Genomic DNA, 18,250 nt, shown 5'->3' on the forward strand with positions numbered 1-18,250 from the left:
CGTGACCGCAGGAGACGACGATGACCGACAACACAACCCCCGAAAACACGCCCGAAAAAGACCCGCGCCTGTCCGATGAATCCCGCCTCGCGGCCCTCATCCGCGTCGCAAGCGAGGTTGCCGAAGACGCCCCCAAACTGGCCGGCATCGCCATCCGCGGCTGGATCAAAGACCATAACACACTCTACGACGGTACATCGCAATCAGCGGGCCGCGCAGGGCGCCAAAGCGGCAATGTCTCGGAACTCACCGCCATCGCAACCATCAAACCCGGCGGCGCGGCGCGCCTGCGGCGGATTTTTGAACTGACCCACGGCAATTTCGACGGCGCGCAAAAGGTCTCGACCCTGCACGACATGCGCTTCGTGCTGTTCGACAACGACACCCGCATTCTGTTCGCCACCGCCTACGATGGCGACTGGGACGCCTATATCAACGACTTCGCGACCAAAATCCCCGGCCTGATGGACCTGCTCTTCGCCAATATCGAAGGCTGGCCCGGCATCGCCGACCCCACGGTCAAGGATTTCATCGCCAACCACCAGATCGACGCCTCGGGCTGGTTCGTCGCCAACCCGCAAGTGACAGTCGTCGACGTGCGCCGCTTCCAACGTATGGAAGCCGCAGTCGAAGCCTTCCTCGACACCATGTCCGAAAACCCCGAGGTCGACGCAACAACCCGCGCCGCGCTGCGCAAACTGCAAGACCAGATCTCGATGCCGGTGGGGGTGGATTACTGATGTCCCTGCTCGATCGTATCCGCGCGCGGTTCGACCGCAACAAAGTCACGCTGCAACTTGACGAAATCCAGGCCCTCATCCTGCGCGCGCGCCCCGAACCCTATGTCGGCATCCACGCCATGCTGCACATCACCGATGCTGCGGGCGGGCGGGCGCTGCTGGGCGAACTCGCCCCGCACATCCCCTCGGCCGCAAACTGGACAGACGACCTCGATGCCTGGGTCGGTGTCGCCATCAGCCACGCGGGCCTGCAGGCGTTGGGGCTGCCGCAAACCATGCTCGACACTTTCCCCATCGCATTTCGCGACGGCATGGCCGCCCGCGCGGCGGCCCTGCGCGACACCGGCGAAAACGCCCCCGAAGGCTGGGAAGACGCCTTCACCGACCGCAAATGCCACATCGCGCTGACCATCTACGCCGCCGATGACGCCGCGCTGGCCATCGCCAAAGACAAAGCCTTCGCCGCACTTGACGCCGCGCATGGGGTGGTGCTGGTCGGCACGCACGAATTCGGGGCCGATGAACACGCCGAAAACCCCTTCGGCTTTCGCGATTCCATCTCGCAGCCCACCGTGCGCGGCGCGGGCGTCGCCCCCCAACCCGGGCAAGAGGACGCGATCGCCCCCGGCGAATTCATCCTCGGCGAAGACAGCGAAACCGGCGCGCCCGTCGCCATGCCTGAACCCGCCATTCTAGCCAAAAACGGCTCGTACGTGGTGCTGCGCAAATACGATTCCCGCGTCGGTGCCTTCAACGACTTCCTGAAATCCAAAACCACCGACCCCGACGAACAACACCGCTTGGCGGCAAAAATGTTCGGGCGTTGGCGCTCGGGCGCACCCCTCAGCCTGACGCCCGACCACGACGATCCCGCGCTGGGGGCCGACCCCGCCCGCAACAACGACTTCGACTTTGCGGGCGACGAACGCGGCCTCATCTGCCCGCACGCGGCACATACCCGCCGCATGAACCCGCGCGGGTCCGAACTCTCGATCATGACCGACCAGAACATCCACCGCGTGATCCGCCGCTCGTCCACCTTCGGCCCGCGCTGGACACCCGATGTCACCTCCGCCGACGATACGCCCGATGCACGTGGGCTGTTCTTCATCTTCATCAGCGCCCGCGCCTACGACACCATCGAATTCCTGCAACAGGAATGGATCAACCGCGGCAATTTCATCGATCTGGGAACCGAGCGCGACCCCATCGTCGGCCTACACCCCGAACCCGGCCGCTTCACCATCCCCGCCGACCCCGCCCGCAAACGTATCGACGGGGTCACAACCTTCAACCAGCTGCGCGGCGGCGAATATTTGTTCATGCCCTCGCTGCCCGCCCTGCAATGGATCGCCGCCGCAGGCTGGCAAGCCTAGGCCCTTACTGCGGGTCGAAGTGGTCCAGCACCTGCCCCATCGCGGCAAAGGTCGGCGGATACACGTGGAATCGCGGCAGCGATACCACGTTCCCCGCCGCGACCGCCGGCAGGAAATCCCGGTATCCGGGGGCGATCTCGTCCAACTGGCCCATCAAAACACCCAAATCTTCGCCCCGGTCGGGGATGTGGGTCATGAAAATGCTGTCCGCCGTGATGCCGCCGATCAACTCGGCACTGCTGACCATGCTCTGCGCACCCTCGGGCACCGCGTCCATCATCGGGTCGCGGCTAAAGCCCAAATCTTCCAGCACAACAGTCATCGACCCATAGGTGCGATAGATGTAAATCGTCCCCTCGCGCGGGTTGGGCAGCATGGCGATGTAGCTGCCCGGCGCTGCGGGCATCCGCCCACGCACATCCTGCACCCGCGCCTCGTAGCCGGCCTGCAATGCGTCAAATGCCGCGCCCTTGCCCAGCCATTCGGCCAAATCGGCGTAATTTTCCAACCCGCTCTGGCCATTCTCGGCCGCATACATCAACACCGGCGCAATGCTAGCTAACTGCGCGCGATAGGGCATCGCGTCACTTTCCAGCGCAATAATCAGGTCTGGCCGCAGCGCTGCAATCCGCTCGGCATCCAACTCGCCATGGATCGAGGCCAGCGCAATCTCATCCCCAAACTCCACCCCATACAATTCCCGCATCGAGCGCATATAAGGCGCGCCATCGCTGCCCACACGCCCGCCCGACCCCACAACATTCGCGCCCAGCTCATGCGCCATCACCGTCGTCGTCCAGTCGTTCAACGTCACCACACGCTGCGGCACGTCGGGCACAACAACCTCGAACCCCATGTGGTCGGTCACCGTGCGCACCTCTTGCGCGGCGGCAGGCAAAGCCATCGGCAAAGCGGCGGCCAAAATTACGATGCTGCGTTTCATTCTGCGTCTCCTCAGATCGTGCCACGGAATCACCCGTGCCAATAGGGGCGGCGCGCGCTATAGATCTGGCGACCCGCGCCCGAAAATATCCGCGCGTCTTCAGACCTATAGCCCGATGCTCTCCCCGCCAAGCCCAAATCCCGCAGCAGCCCCGGCACCCACGCGCACGGGCCTACACTCGGCCGACCGACCCCACAAGCAATGACATGCGCCATAAAATCGTCATCCTCGTACGCGCCAGCTATAGCCTTGGCCGCAACATGGCCCTGCATCGGGCCCAACGCGGCATCGGCATCACCTAGCCCACCAACGCAGCCAACAGCGGCCCGCTTGTCGCAGAAATCGCGGCCATGGATGGAAAGGCCGTCATGCTGCTCCTCAGCGCCGACAAAACCGCGGGCTTCCGCGCCTTCGCCCAATCCGGGGAACTACCTTCGCCCGCGCCCAGTTCGACGCACTTGCGCGGCCAGATCTACCACCTTACGCAACACCTTCTGCCGCTGCTGGCCGTCGGCCGGCGCATCGTCAACGCCTCCTCGGGCTGCACACCCTCCACCGCGCGCGGCTAAGTCCGTATATGCCGCGATGAGAGCGAGGGTCTCGGACGATATGCATGGGCAAACGGAACCCACTTCGACATCGCGGGCGGGCACATTCTGTAAACGCGCGCGGTGCGCTGGGGCCGATCGGCAGCTTTTCGCGCGCCGCCCCCCTCGGGGCGATATTTTTGCAGCCCCCACCGCCCCGCGACTGTAGTAAATCACATCCACTACAGAATCGTCCCATGACAACGCCCAACATCACGCAGGCCGCCCTCGCGCGGCATACCGACCGCCTCTCGCCCGCAATGCGGCGGGTCGCCACCTACCTCGCCGACTTTCCGGCCGCCGCCGCGCACACATCGGCCCTGCAAATCGCAACGGCTACCGGCACATCCGACGCCACTGTCGTGCGCACGATCAAGGCGCTGGGGTTCGCCGGCCTGCCCGCATGGCGCGACGCCGTCTTGCGCGCGCAAGGCGACGGCACAACCAACGCAGGCCGCGTCCGGCGCACCCTGCGCGACCTGCCCCGCAGCGACACCCAAGCCCTTGATACTTGGCTGACTTCGGCGGCCGGCATCATCTCGCGCCTGCATACGCCGTCTACGCTGTCGCAAATCACCCGCGCGGCGGCCAGCCTGCGCGCAGGGCCACGCATCGCTATCTTCGCGCAGGGGTCGGCGCGCCCCGTCGGAATCTTCGTGCACGACATGCTGGTGCGGTTCGGGTTCGACGCGCTCCTCCTCGACCGGCGCGGGGCCGACCTTGCCGACCAAATGCTGTTGCTGCGCCCCGATGACAGCACCCTGATGATCGCCGTCGGCCCCCCCTACCCCGAGGCACTGGGCGTCCTCGCTCTCCTCGCTGCCGACCGCCGCACCCCCGTGCTGATCGGCAACGCCCCGCAATGGGCCGCCGATGCGCGCCTCGGCCCCTATCTGGACACAGAAGGCACCGCCCCCGAAACTGGCAACCAACACCTTACATTTAAACTGGCATTCTTCCTGATGGCCGAACTGCTGCTGACCGCGCTGCTGCACGAACGCGGCGCCCAAGCCACGCTGGCGCTCGAACGGCTCGACGTGGTGCGCGCCACGCTGGACCGCGCGCCCAAACGGCCTCGCGCGAAATAGTTTACTACTACAGTCAGGTAATCTAAGCGCCGCCAGATACGTGACGACAATAGGCAAGTGCATGTCGCGACTCAGCGTCGAAAACCTCAGCGCCGGCTACGGCGCGCGACCCATCGTGACAGACGTCTCGCTCGGCTTCCCCACCGGCGGCATCACCGCGCTGATCGGCCCGAACGGGTGCGGCAAATCCACCTTGCTCAAAACTCTGGGCCGCATCCTTGCACCCACACAGGGCGCCGTCATCCTTGATGGCAAGTCAATCCACGCACTGCCCACACGGCAGCTTGCCACCAAATTAGGCCTGCTCCCGCAGGGCCCAACCGCCCCCGAAGGGCTCACCGTCCGCGACCTTGTCGCCCAAGGCCGCTTCCCCCACCAAGGGATGCTGCGCCAATGGTCGCAAGGCGACGAAGCCGCCATCACCGCCGCCATGGCCCAAGCCAACGTCACCGACCTCGCGCAGCGGGCCATCGACACGCTGTCGGGCGGCCAGCGCCAACGGGCGTGGATCGCCATGGTGCTGGCCCAAGATACCGACCTCATACTGCTGGACGAACCCACAACCTTCCTCGACCTGCGCGTCCAGATCGACCTGATGGACCTGCTCGCCCACCTCGCCCACGACCGCGGTCGAACGCTGATCGTGGTGCTGCACGAACTTAATCTGGCCGCAGCCTACGCCGACCACCTCGTGATGATGAAAGACGGCCGCATCCTGCACCACGGGCCGGTCGCACAAACCTTCACGGCGGCCACATTGCACGAAACCTTCGGCCTCGACGCCCAAATCATCCCCGACCCCGAAACCGGCACCCCCCTGTGCGTGCCCCGCAGCGCCCGCCCCAAATGACCGAGGCCTTAAAAGCCCCAGCGCGCGTTGGGCTTCCCGCACTCGGCCTCCTCGCCCTCGCCTGCGCCGCGATGGTCATCGTCCATATCGCGGTCGGGGCAAAACCCATCGCGTTCACCACCGTAGCGCAAGCGCTTGTCGCGCCCGACCCCACACAGTTCGACCACGCTGTCGTGCGCAACCTGCGCCTGCCGCGCGCGCTGTTCGCCGCCACGGTTGGGGCCGCGCTGGCCGTTGCGGGCGCGCTGATGCAGGGCATCACCCGCAACCCGCTAGCCGCGCCGGGGGTGCTGGGGCTGACGATGGGTGCCTCGTTCGCGGTGGTCATCGGCGGGTCGCTGGCGGGGCTGACGCAAGTGGCCTTCGTTCCGCCGCTGGCCGCAGGCGGCGCATTATTCGCAGCGCTGCTGGTCTGGGCCATCGCCCGCGCGGTACCGGGCGGCCTCACCGTGCTAACCCTGCTGCTGGCGGGGGCGGCTGTCTCAACCTTCCTCGGCGCGCTCATCACCCTCTCGCAACTGCTCGATGCGCAAAACTACGAACGCCTGCGCGGCTGGCTGGTCGGCACACTCTCGGGCCGCAGCATGACTGTCTTTTGGGTGGTGCTGCCATGGCTGGCCGCCGCGCTGGCGGGCGCGCTGCTGATCGCCCGCCAAATCACCGTCATGGCCATGGGCGAGGACGTCGCAACCGCCCTCGGCCTGCGCACCGGCTGGCTGCGGTTCTGGGCATTGGCCATCGTCGTCACCCTCACCGCCTGCGCCGTGGCACTGGCAGGCCCGCTGGGGTTCATCGGACTGGTCGTCCCCCACGCCGTGCGACTGATCGTCGGGTCTGATTACCGCTGGATCATCCCTTGCGCCCTGCTAGCTGGCGCGACCTACCTGCTCGGCGTCGACACGCTGGCCCGCATCCTCATCGCCCCGCGCGAAATCGCCACCGGCATCCTCACCGCCATGCTCGGCGCGCCCCTGTTCATCTGGCTGGTCTGGAGCCGCGCATGACCCTGATCCGCCCGTCCGAGATCCTCATCCGCACCCCCCGCCTCTCGCTGCTGCTGCCCCGCCGCGCACTTTGGATGTGCCTGCTGCTCACCCTCATCGCCGCCGCCACACTGCTCGCCAGCCTCGGAACCGGCAGCTTCGGCGCGACATGGCACCAAACCATCAGCGCCCTGCGCGGCGGCACAGGCGAAATGATCGACAACGTCGTGTGGGAATTCCGCCTGCCCCGCGCCATCTGCGCGCTGCTGGCCGGGGCGATGATGGCACTCTCGGGGGCCGCCCTGCAAAACCTGACGCGCAATTCGCTGGCCGACCCCTCCTTGGTCGGCGTCAGCCAAGGCGCGGCCTGCGCAGCGCTGATCGTGCTGGTCGCCGCCCCCACAGCCGCCGCCGTCTGGCGCCCGCTGGCCGCATTCGGCGGCGCGCTGGCGGTGACGGCCCTCATCCTCGCCCTCAGCGCCAGCAAACGCGGCAATACCACGGTGCGTTTCATCCTTCTGGGCATCGGCGTCGCCGCGATGATCTCGGCCATCAACGCCGCCCTGATGACCTACGGCAACATCGACCGCGTCGTCGCGGCGCTCGGCTGGCTGTCGGGGTCGATCGGCAGCACCGGCTGGCGCGATGTCCACGCCCTCGGCTTTGCCACGGCGCTGCTCGCCCCCGCCCTCCTCGCCCTCGCCCGCCCCATCGGCGCCCTGCGGCTGGGCGAGGCAACCGCAACCGGCCTTGGCGTCAATACCCGCAAACTGCGCCCGCTGCTGGTGATCATCGCCGTCGGCTTGGCCGCCACGGCAACCGCCAGCGTAGGCCCGCTGGGGTTCATCGGCCTGATCTGCCCCCATGCCGCGCGCCGCCTCGCACCCGCAGGGCCTGCCCTCCACCTCGTGCTGACGGCACTTTGCGGCGCGGTGCTGGTCGCGCTGGCCGACCTTGCGGGGCGTACCCTCGCCGCGCCGGTGCAAATCCCCGCCGGCCTGATCACCGCAATGATCGGCGTGCCCGTGTTCGTCGGGCTGCTGCGGCGCGGCCCGACCCAAGGCTGACCCCATGACTCGCACCTTCTGCCGCGACATCTGCTGCGCCGCCGACGAACCCATGGCAGGCACCGGCAAACTGGCCGAGCGCTACCTGATCCTGCGCTGGCCGCGCGCCAAATGGCGCCACCGCCGCGACAGCGCCGACGGCATGACGCCCGCCCTCTCGCAGGCGATCGGCGCGGCAACCGCCGCCGGCCTCTACGTCGCACTGTGCGACCGCACCGGCGATACCGATGCGCTGCCCGACCTCTACGACCCCGCCACCGGCGCCACCATCCACCGCGCCGACCAAGCGACGCTTGCCGCGCTGATCACAAACGCCAGCGCAGGGGCGGCCATCGGCGCACCCGCGCCCCACCCCGCACATACCATACTGGTTTGCACCGACTCGCGCCGCGACCCCTGCTGCGCCAAATGGGGTTACGCCACCTACCGCGCACTGGACGCCATCGCCGACCCGGCCCAAACGCGCGTGCTGCAGGCAGCCCACCTCGGCGGGTGCAAATACGCCGCCTCGCTGGTGCTGCTGCCCACGCGCCAACGCTACGGCAGGCTCGACGCCGAAACCGCACCCGCCTTCCTCGCCGCGATCACATCAGGCCAACCTTACCTGCCCGGCTTTCGCGGCGACCCCACACGCAGCCCGCCCGAACAGGTCGCCCATCTCGCGCTGCTGCAACAGGCGGCTGGCGCACCCGTCACGCTGCAGGCGGCGCCCCCGCTTGATGCAAACGCCACCAGCTGCACCGTGCACGGCCAAATCGGCAGCTACCCCGCCACGGTGCACCTGCACCGCCACGACTTTACCACCCCCGCCCGTTGCGCGGCCATCGGCACACCCCCCGCACCCAGCCCGCGCTGGCTTGTCCACCGCATCGACAGCAACGCCCCCCCAACACAAGGGACACCCGCATGAAACTCGCCCTCATCGCAACACTCCTCGCGGCGCTCGGCACCGCTGCCGCCGCGCAAGACACCCGCACATGGGTCGACGACGCCGGCATCTCGGTCGAGGTGCCCACCCACCCCCAACGCATCGTCTCGATGCACGACAGCTCGCTCACCACCCCGCTGATCGAACTGGGCGTGATCCCCGTCGGCTCGTTCAGCCGCACCGACAGCAACGGCCAGCCGTTCATGCGCGGCACCGGCACGCTCTCGGGCGTCACGTTTGAAAACTCGGGCATCACGCCCATCGGCGGCCAAGACGCCGACCTCGAGGCGATCGCAGCCCTCGCCCCCGACCTGATCGTGATGTCCCCCTTCACCACCACCCCGCGCGAAAAACTCGAGGTGATCGCCCCCACCGTGCTGGTCGCCGACAATATGCGCGGCGAGTTGGCCACATTCGAGGATCTGGCCGCCCTCACCGGCACCGAAGACAAACTCGCGATCCTGAAAGAACGCTACGCCAACCAAATCGCCCAACTGCGCGACACCCTCGACGGGCGCGCCCTGTCGGCCTCGATCCTGCTGGTCTACGACGGTGAAATCCAAGCGTGGCACACCTACGGCGTGCTGGGCAAAGTGCTGCGCGACGCGGGCTTCACCTTCCCCGACATCCTCAACTCGATTGAGGGCGACGACCGCGTCCGCTTCTCGGGCGAACGCCTGCAAGACTTCGATGCCGACCTGATGTTCCTGACCTACCTTTCGGGCACCGGCGGCAAAGCCGAAGTCGAGGCCAACCTCGACACCATCATGCCCGGCTACTGCACCTTCCTGCACGCCTGCCAGAACGAACAGATCGTCTACCTCCCGCGCGAGGAAGCGGTCGCGCGGTCCTACACCGCAGCAGGCATGATGGCCGCCGCCATCGGCGCAATCATCAGCAGCAAAACGATCACGCCCGCGCCGTAATCACGGCGCAACCTACTGCGGGGCGCATCAGCCGCCCCGTAGCCACCAAAGCCTAAAAAACAAGCATATCGCCTTTCTGGCATACAATCATATACTTACTACCCCACGAAGCCCGCCGCGACGCCACTTCACAATAAAAACATACAGACCTGTTTGTATTTTTCTTCCGCGATCCGCGCCGCCGTGTATCGTCTGACCCAAGGGGCACCAACGCCCCACCACGACCTCAGGGAAGATACATGCGGGATGAAAGCCAGCCCGCGCCTGCCGCAGCAGCCCCCAAAGCTGCGCAAAGGCGCGCGCCCAAGCGACAAGTCGAAAAGTCCGAGGCGATGATCGCCGCGCTCCTCAAGGCCACGCAGGATCTACTGCTCGAGGTCGGCTATTCGCGCCTGACCACCACCATGATCGCGCAGCGTGCGCAGGTCTCGCGCGGGGCGATGACGCACCATTTCCGCTCCAAGGAACACCTGATCACCACCGCGATCGACCGCCACCTGCACGAGGTCAACGAACAGCTTTTCGCCTTCGCCAACGACATGGACCGCCACGTCGATGCCGACGCCACCGTCGATTACCTGTGGGCGATGATGTCGGACGGGCTGTTCTACCTGACCCTCGAATACCTGCCCGAAGCGCGCCACAACGAAGACTTCCGCCTGCAGGTCGTCCCCGTCGTCAAAGAATTCCACGCCGGCCTCGAGGCGATCTGGGACGCGCTGGCCAAACGCTACAACGTCGACCCCGCCTACGGCGCCGTGCTGATGAACCTGACCATGTGCCTCATCCGCGGCATGATCGCCCAAACCATCGTGCGCTACGACAAAAGCTACTTCGAAGCCATGCTCAGCGAATGGAAATCCCTGCTGAAAACCCAACTGCGCACCGCGCCCACGCCCCCCATAGGATCCCCGCAATGAGCCTGCTCGAAGTGCGCGACCTGCGCCACGCCTTCTACCGCGTCCCCGTGCTGAACGGGGTGGATTTCAGCGTCGAAGCCCACGAATTCGCAGGCCTCGTCGGGCCGAACGGCGCGGGCAAATCCACGCTCTACAACGCCATCTCGGGCCTCTTCATCCCCGACGCGGGCACCGTGACCTTCGACGGCCACGACATCACCCGCATGACCCCGCACGAACGCGTGGCGCTCGGCCTTGTGCGCACGTTCCAAATGGCGCGCGGCTTTCCCAAACTCACCGTCTTCCAAAACCTCATGCTCTATGCGCAAGACAACCTCGGCGAAGGCCTCCTCGCCTCGCTGTTCGGCAGTCGCACCGGCAAACAAGCCGAAGAAGCCGCCGCCGCGGAAGCGCTCGCCATCGCCCACCGCCTGCGCCTCGACCATGTCATCGACAACCCGCTGACCGCACTGTCGGGCGGCCAAAAGAAACTGGTCGAAATCGGCCGCGCGCTGATGGCCCGCCCCAAAATGATCCTGCTGGACGAACCGATGGCGGGCGTGAACCCCACGCTAACCCAGCAAATCGCCGACCACCTGCGCGGCCTGAACGCCGACGGCATCACCATCTGCCTGATCGAACACGACATGCCCCTGATCGGCCAACTGTGCAATCCGGTCACCGTCCTCGCCGAAGGCCGCACCCTGATGAAGGGCACCTTCGACGCCGTCATCTCCAACCTCGACGTCCAAGAAGCTTACCTAGGGGCCCGCAAAGAACATGCTTGAGGCAAACGCAATCGTCGCGGGCTACGGCGCCGCCGAACAAATCCTCAAAGGCGCCTCGCTCAACGTGCAAGCGGGCGAGCTGGTGACAATCATCGGCCCGAACGGCGCAGGCAAATCCACCCTCCTCAAAACCATCGCCGGCCTCGTCCCCGCGAAAGAGGGGAAAATCACCCTCGCCGGCCAAGACGTCACCGCCCAATCCGCACTCGAGCGTGCCAAATCCGGCTTCGCCTTCGTCATGCAAGAACGCAACGTCTTCGGCATGCTGCAGGTCAAAGACAACCTCGAACTGGCCTACAGCGGCCCGCGCCGCGGCTTCGCCAGCGCGCGTGACGCCATGATGGACCGCTACCCCGTGCTCGCGCAGCGCCGCCACCAACTTGCGCGCACCTTCTCGGGCGGGCAGCGTCAAATCCTCGCCATGGCGATGGCGCTGCTGACCAAACCCAAAATCCTGCTGCTGGACGAACCTACAGCAGGCCTCTCGCCCAAGGCTACGAACGAATTGTTCGACGCCATCATCGCGCTGCGCAACGAAGGCATGCCGATCCTGATGGTCGAACAACACGCCCTCGAGGCCCTGCAGATCTCGTCGCGCGGCTACGTGCTGGTCGCGGGCAAAGATGCCGCCACCGGCACAGGTGCCGAACTGGCCGCCGACCCCGAAATCCGCCGCCTGTTCCTTGGCGGCTGATCACTAAAATAAAAACCTTATAAACAACACCTTACAGGGATTTAATGAAATGCGTCTCAATCGTCGTGCCTTCGTCTCTGCCACCGCGCTCAGCGCCCTTGCAGCCCTTGCCCCCATCCGCGCCATCGCCCAATCGACCGGCCCGATCAAACTCGGCACCCTCACCCCGCTGACCGGCGCGGGCGGCCCCTACGGCCCTGTCATGGCCGCCGCCGCCAAAGCTGTCGCCGATCAGGTCAACGCTGCAGGCGGCGTCCTCGGGCGCACCGTCGAAATCATCTCGGAAGATGACCAGACCAACCCCGAAGCGGGCGTGCGCGCCGCGCGCAAGCTGATCGACGTCGATGGCGTACAGGCCATTATGGGCACGTGGGCCTCGTCGGTAACCACCGCCGTCGCACCGCTGTGCTGGGAATCGCAAATCGCCCTCGCCACCGTCTCGGGCGCCGATACGATCACCCAATTGCCGCACCAGGGCTACCTGTTCCGCACCCAGCCGAACACCGCGCTGCAAGGGCGCAAGTTCGGCGAATTCGCTATTGAACAGGGCGCGGCCCGCGTCTTCTTCATGACCCCGCAAACACCCTTCGTCGAAAGCCAGTTCGGCGCGATCAAAGCCGCGGTCGAGGCCGCAGGTGGCCACGTCGACCTGCTGGTCTACGATGACAAGAAATCGTCCTACCGTTCGGAAATCGACGAGATGCTGGCCTTCAATCCCGACATGCTGGTGCTGGGCGGCTATACCCCCGACACCACCGTCCTGCTGAAAGACGTCTACCGCAGCGGCTTTGGCGGCAAGCTTCTGGCCTTCGCGTATTCGGTCAACCAAAAACTGGTCGACGAACTACCCGCCGATGTCGTCGAAGGCATCTTCACTATCTCGCCCTCTCCGGCCGAAGGCGCGACGGGCTACTCCGAACTGTCGCAGCTGATCAACGTCACCAGCCCCGACACCTACACCGCGCAGGTCTACGACCAAATCAACCTGATCCTGCTGGCCATCGCCGTCGCGGGCACCGCCAGCGGCACCGCCATCAAGGATGACCTGCGCCAAGTCTCGCAGAACCCCGAAGGGGTCGAGGTCGCCAATGCCGTCGACGGCCTGCAAGCCCTCGCCGCAGGGCAGGCCGTCAACTACAACGGCGCGTCGGGCCCCTGCGATTTCGACGCCATCGGCGACATCCTCGACTGCCAATTCCGTTACGAGCAAGTCAAAGACGGCACCCTGACCTGGCTGAAAACGGCCTGAGGCACTTATGATCCCACTTATTCAAGCTATCTTGAACGGTATCATGGCGGGATCGCTTCTAGCGATCCCTGCCATGGGGCTGACCGCCATGTTCGCAGTTCTGCGCTACGCAAACTTCTCCATCGGCGCGCTGGCCACCATTGGCGCTTTTGCGGCATGGTATGCCAATACTGTCTTCGGCTGGTCCGAAATTCCCGCCCTCATCGCGGCCTTCGTCGTCGCGGCGCTGGTTGGCATGCTGGTCGAACAACTGGCCCTCAAACGGCTGCGCCCCGCTGGCGCGCTTACAGTGGCCATCGCCTCGATCGCGGCTTCGGTGCTGCTTGAAAACGTGGTGCGCTTCATCTTCGGCAACGACCTGCGGGCCTTCGATACCCCGCTGGTGCGCGACTGGTTCTTCTGGGGCCTGCGCGTGGGGCCGCAACAATTGCAAAACGTCATCATCGCGGTGGTGATCATGGCGCTGGTCTTCGGCTTCTTGTCGCTGACCCGCTACGGCAAGGCTATGCGCGCTGTCGCCGACAACCCCGACCTTGCCCGTATCTACCGCATGGACCCGCAAAAAATCGCCATGGCCACCGTCGCCCTCGGCACCGGCCTTGCAGGCGTCGGCGGCATGCTCCTCGGGCTTGATTCCGCCATCGAGCCTATGACCGGCTCCCGCCTCCTGCTGCCCATCTTCGCCGCCGCCGTCCTCGGCGGGCTGGGCTCGATCCCCGGCGCCCTCCTCGGCGCGCTGATTATCGGCGTGGGCGAGGAAATCTCGCTGCTCTTCATGCCCGCCACCTACCGCTCGGCCATCGGTTTCGTCGTCATCTTGCTGGTGCTCTCGATGCGCCCGCAGGGCATTCTGGGGGAACGCCGCTAATGCTCAGCTACCTCGTCTTCGCACTCATCACCGCCGGTATCTACGGCATCCTCGCCCTCAGCCTGAACCTTATCTGGGGCGCGGCGGGCATGGTGAACCTCGGGCTTGTGGGCTTCTTCGCGGTCGGCGCCTACGCCTCGGCGCTGCTCACAACCCTCACCGGCATGCCGATCTGGCTGGGCCTGATCTGCTCGATGGCCGTCGGCGCCCTCGTCGGCGTCGCCGCCACCTCGGCCACGCTGCGCCTGCGCGGCGACTACCTCGCCATTGTCACCCTCGGCTTCGCCGAAGTCGTACGCCTCGTCGCGCTGAACGAACGCTGGCTGACCAAAGGCGCCGACGGCATCTCGGGCATCCCCCGCCCCTTCGCGGGCCTGCTCAACCCCGCCCAATTCCAAATTTTCTACATGGTCCTCGTGCTGGCCATCATGATCGTCGCGTTCCTACTGCTGCGCCGGATCGACCGCTCACCCTTCGGCCGCGTCCTCAAAGCCATCCGCGAAGACCAAGAACTCGCCAGCTTCGCCGGCAAACGCATCGTCCGCTTCAAAATGATCGCCTTCGCCCTCTCGGCCGCCCTCGCGGGCCTCGCCGGCGGCCTCTATGCCCACTTCCAAAGCTATATCTCGCCCGACCACTTCCAGTCGCTGCTGACGATCTACATCTTCCTCGCCGTCACCGCAGGCGGCGTCGGCCGCCCCGCAGGCGCGGTCCTCGGCGCCTTCCTCGTCGTCGGCTTCCTCGAGGGCGCGCGATTCATCGCCCATATCATCCCCGGCATCTCGGCCGTCCAAGCCGCCTCGGTCCGCGAAATGATGGTCGGCCTCGCCCTTATCTTGATCTTGCAATTCCGCGCCCAAGGCGTTCTGCCAGAGCAACGCCTGCCCGCCCCAAAACGCTAACACCGGACACACCCATGCTCCAATCGCTCCTCGATACCCTGGCCGAACCCGGCCAACCCACCCCCCTCTTTGACGCGCTGGCCGAACACACGCGCCAGATCACCGGCCACCAGCTTTTCACCCTGCTCTACGTCGATGGCTCCGAGGTCGCGCGCATCTACTCCTCCCAGCCCGAGGCCTACCCCGTATCAGGCCGCAAACACATGGGCCCGACCGATTGGGGAAACCACGTCCTGCGCGACAAACAGCCCCTGCTGCTGCCCGACAAAGCGGCCATCAAATGGGCCTTCTTCGATCACGAGCTGATCTACTCGCTGGGCCTTGGCGCCTGCATCAACATCCCCTGCCTCTATGACGGCAAGGTGGTCGGAACCATGAACATGCTCGCCCCCGAGGGCCAACTGACCGAAGACCACCTGAACGCCGTCAAGCGCCTCGCAGGCCTGCCCGTCGCGGGCTTCCTCGCAGCGCGCTTTGAAAACAACGCAAAGTAAACCCATGATCACCCTGTTCAAGAACGCCGCCATCGTCGACGGCACGCAAGACCACCCATCCGCCCCCACCGACATCCTCCTCGCCGAAGGCCTCATCCAGCAAATCGGCCCGAACCTGACTGCCCCCGCGCAGGCGCAGATCGTTGACGTCACCGGAAAAACGCTGATGCCCGGCCTGATCGACGCACACGTCCACGTCGTCGCCGCCGAAGCCGACCTGAAACTGAACGCCGCCCTGCCCGATGCTATAGTCATGGTGCGCGCGCTCAATATCATGAACGCCATGCTCCTGCGCGGCTTCACCACGGTGCGCGACCTCGGCGGGGCCACCGGCACGCTGGTCAAGGCCGCCAGCTACTCGCCCCTGCCCGTCCCGCGCCTGAACGTGCCCGGCAACGCCCTGTCGCAAACGGGCGGCCATACCGACCAACGCGGCGCCTACGACGTGCACCCGATGCCTGCCACCTACATCCCGCTCGGCTCGCTCGGTCGCGTGGTTGACGGCGTCCCCGAAGTCCGCCGCGCCTGCCGCGAGGAAATCAAGGGCGGCGCCAATTTCATCAAGATCATGGCCAACGGCGGCGTCTCCTCGCCCAGCGATCCGATCCACTTCCTCGGCTTCTCGCGCGAAGAAATCCTCGCCTGCGTCGAGGAAGCCGCGAACGCCGGCACCTATGTCGCCGCCCACCTTTATACCGATGCCGCCATCCGCCGCGCGGTCGAATGCGGCGTCCACTCGCTCGAGCACTGCAACCTGATCGAACCCGAGACCGCCAAATTCGCCGCCGACCACGGCTGCATCGCGGTGCCGACCCTCGTCACCTATGACAAGCTCTCCTCCGAAGGGCCCGATGTCGGCCTGCCGCCCGCCTCGATCGCCAAAATCGACAGCGTCCGCCTCAAGGGCATGGAATCGCTGAAAATTATGCACGACGCGGGCCTGCCGATGGCCTATGGATCCGACCTTCTGGGCGAGATGCACCGCCACCAATCAGGCGAATTCGAACTGCGCGGCCAAGTCCTGCCCGCAGCAACAGTCATCGCCTCAGCCACCCACATCGCCGCACGCCTGCTGCGCATGGAAGGCCAGATCGGCTGCATCCGCGAGGGTGCGTTTGCCGACATCATCCTCGTCGATGGCAACCCCCTCGCAGACCTCAGCCTGCTGTCGGGTCAGGGCGATCACATCACCCACATCATGCAAGGCGGCGTCTTCGTCAAATCCTGACACCGCCAGACCTCAAAGGGGCCCCGCACACCGCGCGGGCCCCTACCCTTCTATCCGCAGCGCCACCGTGGGCTCGACGCGCCGCAAGGCCGCCTCGATCCGCCCCTGCAGATGCGTGCGGACATAGCTTGCGTGGAACCCGCCGGGCGCGCGCAAAATCAACACCCCCTCCTCCAACGCAGGCACCAGCGGCGCAAACCACGCGTTGAAGGTTCCGGCATTCTCGTCGAACAGCCGCCGCGCGACCTCGGGCCACAGCGGCACCGCAGGCGCCGCCCCCATCTGCGGAAACGGGATCACCGTCGCACCTGCCTCGGGTGCAGGCCCATCGCCCCCCTGCCCCGCCGCATCGCCCGATAGGCGCGCCACTAGGTCTGGCCCGATACGCGCCCACACAGGGCGCGTATCCTCCCAGATCTGCCGCAGCCCCAAACCATACAGCGTCACGCGTCCACGCCCCGCCGCGCGCTTTTCAACCAACCAGCCACGCGCCCGAAACGCAGCCATCTCGCGCTTTACCGTCCGCGGATCGACCGACCACAGCCGCGCAATCTCCGTCTGCGCGACCGACAGTTGATCGCTCTGCCAATTATAACGCGCCGTGATCAAGCAAATCAGTCGCAGCGTCTGCCGCTGCAACGTGCGATCTTGCGACAGCGCATAGCTTCCCAACACCGTCAGCAGGTCATACTTCTGCGTCGCGCCCGCGCGCCCTGCAATTTTCTGCACCAACACCTGTCTGCCCTCTTTGCCTGTTGCGGGCCCCCGGAATTCTCCGTGATCGCCCCTGCCCCGTTCTACTCACGCTCCACGGCCTTCCCCGCCGCAGATGTCCTACACCACCAGATCTCCGTCCGGCTTACCCCAGCCACACCGCGCGCCCCGTTTTCACCGGCGCCGCCCGTCGTACCATCTCACCGCTTCAGTTCACCGCACACCGGTTCACATCGCGTCACACCACCGCCCGTTGCGGCGCCATCCAAGCACAGCGCACTCCCCCGCAACCTTCACGTCCCGAAACCCGCCGCCGCTCGAGACCCAAAACAGAAACTCAAAACAAGTCACACTCAAAACGCGTCGGCACTCTCCGCGCCTTCTTCGCCCCAACCCGCTTCGAGAAACCCCATGATCCATCCCACAACGTAGATCAGCAGTGATCCGGCAATATCGACCGCTTGCGCCTTTCCCGACTCATCTCCCAACGCTATTCGCATCTCCTCAGCGATTTGCGTCCTCCGCTCCGATTCTGTCAAGGGCCTTCGCACCTCCTCCCCATCTCGCCAGACCCTCGACCCATTCCTGCCACTCTAAAATCCTTCATCTTGATATTTGAATCTGGTTAAGAATGGTAATGGGGGCCACATATAATGGCCCCTTAAATAGTCTTTCCTGTCCCCTCAACCTCTAAAACACCCTCTCTTTTGTCCCCCCAACTTCAGCCCCTCCCCGCCCAAATCTTCCCCGCGGGGAAGGTGTCTTCCCCCTGCCCTTCCCGCTGCCAACGGTGTTTTCGCCGTTTTCCAACGCTATTTCGATATTTGTCAGATTTGACGCTTTCTCATAACTAATGTTTTGCCGTTTGATCCGTTCCATCGTATTCCTAAGGCAGCAGTAATCTACGTTGTAAAACCGGAACAGGC

Annotated in this window: 19 protein-coding genes; 17 read left to right on the forward strand and 2 right to left on the reverse strand. The window is 65.5% G+C overall.

Translation table 11 applies throughout. The features are described from left to right. The first annotated feature begins 20 nt into the window (after nucleotides 1–20). Both BVG79_RS13115 and BVG79_RS13120 read left to right on the forward strand, forming a co-directional pair. Nucleotides 21–740, forward strand: coding sequence for a hypothetical protein (locus BVG79_RS13115; protein ID WP_085787561.1), 720 nt, complete (start codon nucleotides 21–23; stop codon nucleotides 738–740). Then, nucleotides 740–2,116, forward strand: coding sequence for a Dyp-type peroxidase (locus BVG79_RS13120; RefSeq protein ID WP_085787562.1), 1,377 nt, complete (start codon nucleotides 740–742; stop codon nucleotides 2,114–2,116). Before BVG79_RS13115 ends, BVG79_RS13120 begins: the two co-directional genes overlap by 1 nt. A 4-nt stretch (nucleotides 2,117–2,120) precedes the next feature. Here BVG79_RS13120 and BVG79_RS13125 read toward each other — a convergent pair whose 3' ends face one another. After that, on the reverse strand, nucleotides 2,121–3,059 hold the full coding sequence (locus BVG79_RS13125; RefSeq protein WP_085787563.1) for an ABC transporter substrate-binding protein: 939 nt from the start codon (nucleotides 3,057–3,059) through the stop codon (nucleotides 2,121–2,123). Between the two features lie 350 nt (nucleotides 3,060–3,409). Between BVG79_RS13125 and BVG79_RS13130 the strand changes: the two genes are divergently transcribed. The 15 genes from BVG79_RS13130 to BVG79_RS13200 all read left to right on the forward strand — a co-directional run bounded on the left by BVG79_RS13130 (nucleotide 3,410) and on the right by BVG79_RS13200 (nucleotide 16,610). Then, on the forward strand, nucleotides 3,410–3,628 hold the full coding sequence (locus BVG79_RS13130; protein ID WP_085787564.1) for a hypothetical protein: 219 nt from the start codon (nucleotides 3,410–3,412) through the stop codon (nucleotides 3,626–3,628). Nucleotides 3,629–3,843: 215 nt separating this feature from the next. After that, nucleotides 3,844–4,734, forward strand: a complete 891-nt coding sequence (locus BVG79_RS13135) for a MurR/RpiR family transcriptional regulator (protein WP_198167939.1) — start codon at nucleotides 3,844–3,846, stop codon at nucleotides 4,732–4,734. 61 nt (nucleotides 4,735–4,795) lie between these two features. Beyond that, nucleotides 4,796–5,584 (forward strand): ABC transporter ATP-binding protein, encoded by a 789-nt coding sequence (locus BVG79_RS13140; protein WP_085787566.1) that lies wholly within the window; start codon nucleotides 4,796–4,798, stop codon nucleotides 5,582–5,584. Then, a complete protein-coding gene (locus tag BVG79_RS13145) occupies nucleotides 5,581–6,588 on the forward strand; it encodes a FecCD family ABC transporter permease (protein ID WP_085787593.1) in 1,008 nt (335 codons plus the stop codon). The genes BVG79_RS13140 and BVG79_RS13145 overlap by 4 nt, the downstream gene beginning before the upstream one ends. Then, on the forward strand, nucleotides 6,585–7,634 hold the full coding sequence (locus BVG79_RS13150; RefSeq protein WP_085787567.1) for a FecCD family ABC transporter permease: 1,050 nt from the start codon (nucleotides 6,585–6,587) through the stop codon (nucleotides 7,632–7,634). The genes BVG79_RS13145 and BVG79_RS13150 overlap by 4 nt, the downstream gene beginning before the upstream one ends. Nucleotides 7,635–7,638: 4 nt before the next feature. After that, nucleotides 7,639–8,544 (forward strand): sucrase ferredoxin, encoded by a 906-nt coding sequence (locus BVG79_RS13155; RefSeq protein WP_085787568.1) that lies wholly within the window; start codon nucleotides 7,639–7,641, stop codon nucleotides 8,542–8,544. Beyond that, the gene (locus tag BVG79_RS13160; protein WP_085787569.1) at nucleotides 8,541–9,488 is read left to right on the forward strand and encodes an ABC transporter substrate-binding protein; all 948 of its coding nucleotides are present in this window, start codon (nucleotides 8,541–8,543) and stop codon (nucleotides 9,486–9,488) included. The genes BVG79_RS13155 and BVG79_RS13160 overlap by 4 nt, the downstream gene beginning before the upstream one ends. 239 nt (nucleotides 9,489–9,727) lie before the next feature. After that, on the forward strand, nucleotides 9,728–10,408 hold the full coding sequence (locus BVG79_RS13165) for a TetR/AcrR family transcriptional regulator (protein ID WP_085787570.1): 681 nt from the start codon (nucleotides 9,728–9,730) through the stop codon (nucleotides 10,406–10,408). Next, nucleotides 10,405–11,175: an ABC transporter ATP-binding protein gene (locus tag BVG79_RS13170; RefSeq protein ID WP_085787571.1), complete on the forward strand. Its 771-nt coding sequence runs from the start codon at nucleotides 10,405–10,407 to the stop codon at nucleotides 11,173–11,175. Before BVG79_RS13165 ends, BVG79_RS13170 begins: the two co-directional genes overlap by 4 nt. Continuing rightward, the gene (locus tag BVG79_RS13175) at nucleotides 11,168–11,869 is read left to right on the forward strand and encodes an ABC transporter ATP-binding protein (protein WP_085787572.1); all 702 of its coding nucleotides are present in this window, start codon (nucleotides 11,168–11,170) and stop codon (nucleotides 11,867–11,869) included. Before BVG79_RS13170 ends, BVG79_RS13175 begins: the two co-directional genes overlap by 8 nt. 49 nt (nucleotides 11,870–11,918) lie before the next feature. Beyond that, the gene (locus BVG79_RS13180) at nucleotides 11,919–13,118 is read left to right on the forward strand and encodes an ABC transporter substrate-binding protein (RefSeq protein ID WP_085787573.1); all 1,200 of its coding nucleotides are present in this window, start codon (nucleotides 11,919–11,921) and stop codon (nucleotides 13,116–13,118) included. Nucleotides 13,119–13,125: 7 nt separating this feature from the next. After that, the gene (locus tag BVG79_RS13185) at nucleotides 13,126–13,986 is read left to right on the forward strand and encodes a branched-chain amino acid ABC transporter permease (RefSeq protein ID WP_085787574.1); all 861 of its coding nucleotides are present in this window, start codon (nucleotides 13,126–13,128) and stop codon (nucleotides 13,984–13,986) included. Further along, complete coding sequence (locus tag BVG79_RS13190; RefSeq protein WP_085787575.1) at nucleotides 13,986–14,888, forward strand: branched-chain amino acid ABC transporter permease; 903 nt, start codon at nucleotides 13,986–13,988, stop codon at nucleotides 14,886–14,888. Before BVG79_RS13185 ends, BVG79_RS13190 begins: the two co-directional genes overlap by 1 nt. A 14-nt stretch (nucleotides 14,889–14,902) precedes the next feature. After that, the gene (locus BVG79_RS13195; RefSeq protein ID WP_085787576.1) at nucleotides 14,903–15,382 is read left to right on the forward strand and encodes a GAF domain-containing protein; all 480 of its coding nucleotides are present in this window, start codon (nucleotides 14,903–14,905) and stop codon (nucleotides 15,380–15,382) included. A 4-nt stretch (nucleotides 15,383–15,386) separates the two neighbouring features. Next, entirely contained in the window at nucleotides 15,387–16,610 is a 1,224-nt protein-coding gene (locus BVG79_RS13200; RefSeq protein ID WP_085787577.1) for a metal-dependent hydrolase family protein, read from the forward strand. Nucleotides 16,611–16,652: 42 nt separating this feature from the next. Here BVG79_RS13200 and BVG79_RS13205 read toward each other — a convergent pair whose 3' ends face one another. After that, nucleotides 16,653–17,345 (reverse strand): DnaA N-terminal domain-containing protein, encoded by a 693-nt coding sequence (locus BVG79_RS13205; protein ID WP_085787578.1) that lies wholly within the window; start codon nucleotides 17,343–17,345, stop codon nucleotides 16,653–16,655. Between the last annotated feature and the right edge of the window lie 905 nt (nucleotides 17,346–18,250).

Source organism: Ketogulonicigenium robustum (genome assembly GCF_002117445.1).
Lineage (GTDB): Bacteria > Pseudomonadota > Alphaproteobacteria > Rhodobacterales > Rhodobacteraceae > Ketogulonicigenium > Ketogulonicigenium robustum.